The sequence below is a fragment of the Streptomyces acidicola genome, from assembly GCF_009377235.1.
GTDB lineage: Bacteria > Actinomycetota > Actinomycetes > Streptomycetales > Streptomycetaceae > Streptomyces > Streptomyces acidicola.
This window is the reverse complement of sequence record NZ_VMNX01000057.1, coordinates 38,153-44,152: the sequence shown is the minus strand read 5'-3', so window position 1 is coordinate 44,152 and position 6,000 is coordinate 38,153. Positions and strand designations below refer to the sequence as shown.

Annotated in this window: 6 protein-coding genes; 2 read left to right on the top strand and 4 right to left on the bottom strand. The window is 70.1% G+C overall.

Going from position 1 to position 6,000, the window contains the following annotated elements; genetic code table 11:
* Positions 1-70: 70 nt before the first annotated feature.
* Genes FPZ41_RS17585 through FPZ41_RS17570 form a run of 4 tightly spaced genes read right to left on the bottom strand, consistent with a single transcriptional unit; the run spans position 71 to position 3,613 of the window.
* Positions 71-694 carry a response regulator transcription factor gene (locus FPZ41_RS17585; protein ID WP_322620362.1) on the bottom strand — a complete coding sequence of 208 codons (624 nt, stop codon included), beginning with the start codon at positions 692-694 and terminating at the stop codon, positions 71-73.
* The gene (locus FPZ41_RS17580; protein ID WP_152863695.1) at positions 691-1,881 is read right to left on the bottom strand and encodes a sensor histidine kinase; all 1,191 of its coding nucleotides are present in this window, start codon (positions 1,879-1,881) and stop codon (positions 691-693) included. The genes FPZ41_RS17585 and FPZ41_RS17580 overlap by 4 nt, the downstream gene beginning before the upstream one ends.
* The gene (locus FPZ41_RS17575; RefSeq protein ID WP_152863681.1) at positions 1,878-2,723 is read right to left on the bottom strand and encodes an ABC transporter permease; all 846 of its coding nucleotides are present in this window, start codon (positions 2,721-2,723) and stop codon (positions 1,878-1,880) included. Before FPZ41_RS17575 ends, FPZ41_RS17580 begins: the two co-directional genes overlap by 4 nt.
* The gene (locus FPZ41_RS17570; RefSeq protein ID WP_152863679.1) at positions 2,720-3,613 is read right to left on the bottom strand and encodes an ABC transporter ATP-binding protein; all 894 of its coding nucleotides are present in this window, start codon (positions 3,611-3,613) and stop codon (positions 2,720-2,722) included. Before FPZ41_RS17570 ends, FPZ41_RS17575 begins: the two co-directional genes overlap by 4 nt.
* A gap of 141 nt (positions 3,614-3,754) precedes the next feature.
* On the opposite strand from FPZ41_RS17570, the gene FPZ41_RS17565 reads away from it, so the two are divergent.
* Positions 3,755-4,390 (top strand): vitamin K epoxide reductase family protein, encoded by a 636-nt coding sequence (locus FPZ41_RS17565; RefSeq protein ID WP_152863677.1) that lies wholly within the window; start codon positions 3,755-3,757, stop codon positions 4,388-4,390.
* 53 nt (positions 4,391-4,443) lie between these two features.
* The gene (locus FPZ41_RS17560) at positions 4,444-5,799 is read left to right on the top strand and encodes a replication-associated recombination protein A (protein ID WP_322620361.1); all 1,356 of its coding nucleotides are present in this window, start codon (positions 4,444-4,446) and stop codon (positions 5,797-5,799) included.
* The last annotated feature ends 201 nt before the right edge of the window (positions 5,800-6,000 follow it).

The following is a 6,000-nucleotide window of genomic DNA, read 5'->3' as shown; positions in this document are numbered from 1 at the left end:
CCCTTGGCCGGGGTCGAAGGGGCGGAGCCCCTGGGAGGGGACGGGTAGGGGCGGCGGGGGCGAGGAACCCTCAGTCCAGCAACCCGAACCGCATCGCACTCGTCACCGCAGCCGTCCGATCGTCCACCCCCAACTTGCCGAACGCACGCAGGAGATGGGTCTTGACCGTCGACTCGCCGATGAACAGCCGACGGCCGATCTCCGCGTTGGTGCAGCCCTCCGCCACCAACCGCAGCACCGCCGTCTCCCGCTCGGACAACCGCGGCCGCTCCGGCTTCGTACGCAACTGGTCGACCAGACGCGCGGCAACCGACGGCGCGAGCACGGTCTCGCCCCGCGCCGCGGCCCGTACGGCCTCCGCCAGCTCACCACGCGGCAGATCCTTGAGTAGATAACCGGCGGCACCGGCCTCCACGGCACGCAGGATGTCGCTGTCCGTCTCGTACGTCGTCAGCACGATGACGCGGCACGACAACCCGGCCTCCGTCATCCGCACGATCGAGTCGACGCCCCCGCCACCCGGCATCCGCAGATCCATCAGAACGATGTCGGGCCGCAACTCGGCCGCCAGCGCCTCCGCCTGGGGGCCGTTCGACGCGTCGGCGACCACATCGAGGTCGGGCTCGGCGCTCAGCATGGCGCGCAGGCCCTCGCGCACGACGGGGTGGTCGTCGGCGAGGATGATCCGGATCACGGGGTGCTCCTCGGAGGCGGGACGGGCAGCCGCACCGTCACAGTTGTACCGGTGCCGGGCGCGCTGTCCACACACGCCGTGCCGCCCACTTCGGCGGCCCTGGCGCGCAGGCCGGCCAGGCCGAAGCCGTCCGTCACAGCGGACGGCTCGAAGCCGCAGCCGTCGTCCCGGACGGACACGGTGAGCGTCTCGTCGGCGTAGGCCAGGGTGATGCCGACCACGGTCGAACTCCCCGCGTGCTTACGGACGTTGGCCAGCGCCTCCTGGCAGGAGCGCAGGGCCACCACCTCGGGCCCGGCGGACAGCGCGCGTACCGGACCGGTGATGTCCACCTCGGCGCCGTGCCGGGCGGCCAGCCGGCGCAACGCGTCCGGCAGGGAAGCATCGTGCAGGTCGGCGGGTGCGCCACCCGCGACCAGTGCACGCGCCTCGGCCAGGTTCTGCCGGGCCGTCTCCTCCATCAGTGCCAGGTGGCGGCGGGCGGCGGGCGGATCGTCCACCAGCTCGGCGTCCACGGCCTGGACCAGCATCAGGAGGCTGGTGAACCCCTGCGCGAGCGTGTCGTGGATCTCCCGGGAGAGCCGCTCCCGCTCGGCCAGCGCGCCGTGCGCCGCCGAGAGACGGGAGACCTCATGGCGGCTGGCGTCCAACTCGGCGATCAGCTCGGCCCTCTCCTGGCTCTGTTCGATGACCTGGATGATCCAACTGCCGAGGGCCGCCGAGAAGACGAGGGTGACGACCGCGAAGACGGAGTTGAAGAAGACGGTCTCGCCATCGGGCCGCCACAGCAGCGCCCAGCCCGCCACCGGCACGATGTTGATGAACGCGACGGCGATCAGCGCCCACCGCAGGCGCAGTGACATGAAGCACTGGGGGACCAGTGCGAAGGTCATCAGCCGGGTCTCGCCGACGAGGAGGGCCGACGGCAGGAACAGCGCGACCGTTCCGGCGAGGTAGATGAGGGCCCGGTGCTCGTCGGTCGGATTCTCCCGCATGACCGGGCGCCCGAGCGCCACGTACCAGGGAACCAGCGGGACGAGGAGTCCGGCCGAGAGCGCGCGCAGCGGCCACCCCGTGTGCCCCGCGCCGAGCACGAACACCAGGGTGGCCACCCACACGACGGCGAAATACGAGTCCCAGAGCCGGAACGTGCGGTCCCAGGTGTACGCGCCGGACATCGTCGTCATCCGTCGCGCCGGCTCTTCCAGCGGAAGGTCAGCAGACACAGCACCAATCCTCCGACGCACCAGGCGGCGAGGACCAGGGCGACGCGGCCGAACTCCCAGTCGCCCGTCTGCTCCAGAACGCGCGCCGACTCCGGCAGGAACACCCCGCGCAGTCCCTGGCACATCCACTTCAGCGGGAACAGCGCACCGATGTTCAGCATCCACTCGGGGATCGTGTCGACGGAGATGTAGACCCCGGAGATGAACTGCAGGACCAGGAAGGGCAGGACGACCACGGAGGTGGCGCTCTTGCCGGACTTCGGCACCGAGCTGATCGCGATCCCGAGCAGCGCGCATGCCGTCAGCCCGAGGACGAAGATCCAGGCGAGGTCGAACCACTTGCCGGCGGACGTGGGCAGGTCCACGTCGTACAGCGTCGTGCCGACCAGAAGGAGGATCGCCGTCTCCAACAGCCCGGTGACGAAGACCAGCCAGATCTTCCCGAGGAAGTACGAGGCCGGGGGCATGGGAGTGCCACGCAGCCGGCGCAGCACCCGCTCGTCCCGCTCGACGGCGATGGAGACGCCGAGGGACTGGAAGCTGGTGGACATGATCCCGGCGGCGATCATCGCGGGCACGTACAGCTGGGAGGCGGTGACGCCCGCTCCCTCCACGTCGTCGCTGAAGATCGACGCGAACAGGAACAGGAAGACCACGGGGAAGGCGAACGTGAAGACCACCTGTTCGCGCATCCGGAAGAACTGCTTGATCTCCAGCGCGCCCCGGCTGAGGCCGATGCTCCACGCGCCGGGCAGCCGTTCGGTGAGCGCCTCTTCCGGGGGCCGTACAGCGGTCGTCGTCATCGTTCGTCCTCCTCCGTGACCTGTACGGCCTGGTCGCTCTGTCCCGTCAGCCTGAGATAGACGTCCTCCAGGGTCGGGCGGCTCACCCGCAGCCCCGGTATCTCCCCGTCGAAGCGGCGCATGAGCTCGGCGACCGTGCGCGTGGGCGTCCCGGTGCGCTCGGCGCGCGGGGTGCCGTCCGGTTCCGTCCACTCGACGGTGGCCTCGGTACCGTGGCGGTCGCGCAGCGCGGCCGGTTCGCCCTCGGCGACCACGCGGCCGTTGGTGACGACGGCGAGCCGGTCGGCCAGCGCCTCGGCCTCCTCCAGATAGTGCGTGGTCAGCAGGATCGTCGTGCCCTCGTCGGCCAGCGTACGGATCAGCTCCCAGAACTGGCGGCGGGCGGCCGGGTCGAACCCGGTCGTCGGCTCGTCCAGGAGCAGCAGCTCCGGCCCGCCGATCACCCCGAGTGCCACGTCGAGCCGCCGCCGCTGGCCGCCGGAGAGGGCCTTGACGCGACTGCCCGCCTTCTCCCGGAGACCCACCAGAGCGAGGACATCGTCCGGGTCTCTGGGCTTTGGGTAATATCGGGCGAAATGTCGTACGGTTTCTCGCACCGTCAACTCGGCGGGCGCGGATTCGTCCTGCCAGACGATTCCGACGCGCGAGCGCCACGCGCGCGTGCCGTGTTCCGGGTCCGCCCCGAGCACGGACACCTCGCCCGCGTCCCGTGCCCGATTGCCCTGGAGGATCTCCACCGTGGTGCTCTTGCCCGCGCCGTTGGGGCCGAGCAGGCCGAACACCTCACCCCGGCGGATGCCGAGATGGATACCGTCGACCGCGGTCACGTCCCCGTACTGCTTGCGCAGCCCCCGTACGTCCACCGCGAGATCGTTCGCGTGTGCTGTCATACCGTCGAGCGTCGCCTTGAACCGAACACTCCGGGACGACCGGGCGTACTTCCTTATGTCCATCGAACGGTGGACACGCGCGCGTGTGCGGCACAATGACCATGCCCGGAAGCCCTCCTTCGACGCTACGGATACGACGAGATGAGCAAGACGACAGTCAGGGACGTCTCCATCGAGCGGGAGCGAGCCGACGCTTCGCGCGGCGTGGGCGGCAGCCGCGCCTTCGCGGTCCTCCTGCTGATCACCGGCGCGGCCGGGCTGCTGGCCTCCTGGGTCATCACGATCGACAAGTTCAAGCTCCTGGAGGACCCCGGCTTCACGCCCGGGTGCAGCCTGAACCCCGTCGTCTCCTGCGGCAACATCATGAAGAGCGAGCAGGCGTCGGCCTTCGGGTTCCCCAATCCGATGCTCGGCCTCGTCGCGTACGGCATCGTGATCTGCGTCGGCATGAGCCTCCTCGCCCGCGCCACGTTCCCGCGCTGGTACTGGCTCACCTTCAACGCCGGCACCGTCTTCGGCGTCGGCTTCTGCACCTGGCTGCAGTACCAGTCGCTGTACAACATCAACTCGCTGTGCCTGTGGTGCTCCCTCGCCTGGGTCGCCACGATCGTCATGTTCTGGTACGTGACGTCGTTCAACGTCCGCCAGGGCTTCCTGCCCGCGCCGAACTGGCTGAAGGGCTTCTTCGGCGAGTTCACCTGGGTCCTGCCCGTGATGCACGTCGGCATCATCGGCATGCTGATCCTGACCCGCTGGTGGGACTTCTGGACCAGCTGACGGCGATCGGGCACCCGAGGGCGTTGTCAGTGGGGTGACATAGGGTTTTGGACGTGGAGCCCGACCTGTTCACCGCAGCCGCCGAAGAACGCCAGGAGAAGGACCCGTCCGGCAGTCCCCTGGCCGTGCGCATGCGCCCGCGCACCCTCGACGAGGTAGTGGGCCAGCAGCACCTGCTCAAGCCCGGCTCACCCCTGCGCAGACTGGTCGGCGAGTCCGGCGGCGGCCCGGCCGGACCGTCCTCCGTGATCCTCTGGGGCCCGCCCGGCACCGGCAAGACCACCCTCGCGTACGTCGTTTCCAAGGCCACCGACAAGCGCTTCGTCGAGCTCTCCGCGATCACCGCCGGTGTGAAGGAGGTCCGCGCGGTCATTGACGGCGCCCGCCGCGCCACCGGAGGCTTCGGCAAGGAGACCGTCCTCTTCCTCGACGAGATCCATCGCTTCAGCAAGGCCCAGCAGGACTCCCTGCTCCCGGCCGTCGAGAACCGCTGGGTGACCCTGATCGCGGCGACGACGGAGAACCCGTACTTCTCGGTGATCTCCCCCCTCCTGTCCCGCTCCCTGCTCCTCACCCTCGAACCGCTCACCGACGACGACGTGCGCGGGCTTCTGCGCCGCGCCCTCACCGACGAGCGCGGCCTGTCAGGCGCCGTCACCCTCCCCGAGGACACCGAGGAGCACCTGCTGCGGATCGCCGGCGGCGACGCCCGCCGCGCGCTCACCGCGCTGGAGGCCGCCGCCGGAGCCGCCCTCGACAAGGGCGGTACGGAGATCGGCCTGACGACCCTGGAGGAGACCGTCGACCGTGCCGCCGTGAAGTACGACCGCTCCGGCGACCAGCACTACGACGTGGCGAGCGCCCTCATCAAGTCCATCCGCGGCTCCGACGTCGACGCGGCCCTGCACTACCTGGCCCGCATGATCGAAGCCGGCGAGGATCCCCGGTTCATCGCCCGCCGCCTGATGATCTCGGCCAGCGAGGACATCGGCCTCGCTGATCCGAACGCATTGCCCATAGCCGTCGCCGCCGCCCAGGCGGTCGCCATGATCGGCTTCCCCGAGGCCGCGCTCACCCTCAGTCACGCCACCATCGCCCTGGCCCTCGCCCCCAAGTCCAACTCCGCGACGATGGCGATCGGCGCCGCGATGGAGGACGTACGCAAGGGGCTGTCCGGTCCGGTGCCCCCGCACCTGCGGGACGGGCACTACAAGGGCGCCGCCAAGCTGGGGCACGCGCAGGGGTACGTCTACCCGCACGACCTGCCCGAGGGAATCGCCGCCCAGCAGTACGCCCCGGACGCCCTCCAGGACAGCGAGTACTACGCCCCGACCAGGCACGGAGCCGAGGCACGCTACGCGGACGCCGTCGAGTGGACCCGGAAACACCTCGGTCGGAAGCGGTCCTGACCACGCTGTAGACTTAATCGAAGCGCTGCGTCCCGCGCCCGGCACCTCGCAAGAGGAGTCGGCACCACCAGAGCGGGACATCCAGCCGGAACCCCGAGACCGCGAGGCCCCGGGGATCCAGGAGCGTCGCGCACCGTCGAAGGTGTCGCGGGCAGCCCACCACCCTCCCGAATCCCGGGAAACGGTCGGTGGGCCACTCGC

Bases quoted from the DNA above. Each gene is read 5' to 3' on its own strand.
- FPZ41_RS17580 (WP_152863695.1), bottom strand. From the start codon at position 1,881: ATGACGACGATGTCCGGCGCGTACACCTGGGACCGCACGTTCCGGCTC.
- FPZ41_RS17575 (WP_152863681.1), bottom strand. From the start codon at position 2,723: ATGACGACGACCGCTGTACGGCCCCCGGAAGAGGCGCTCACCGAACGG.
- FPZ41_RS17570 (WP_152863679.1), bottom strand. From the start codon at position 3,613: ATGACAGCACACGCGAACGATCTCGCGGTGGACGTACGGGGGCTGCGC.
- FPZ41_RS17565 (WP_152863677.1), top strand. From the start codon at position 3,755: ATGAGCAAGACGACAGTCAGGGACGTCTCCATCGAGCGGGAGCGAGCC.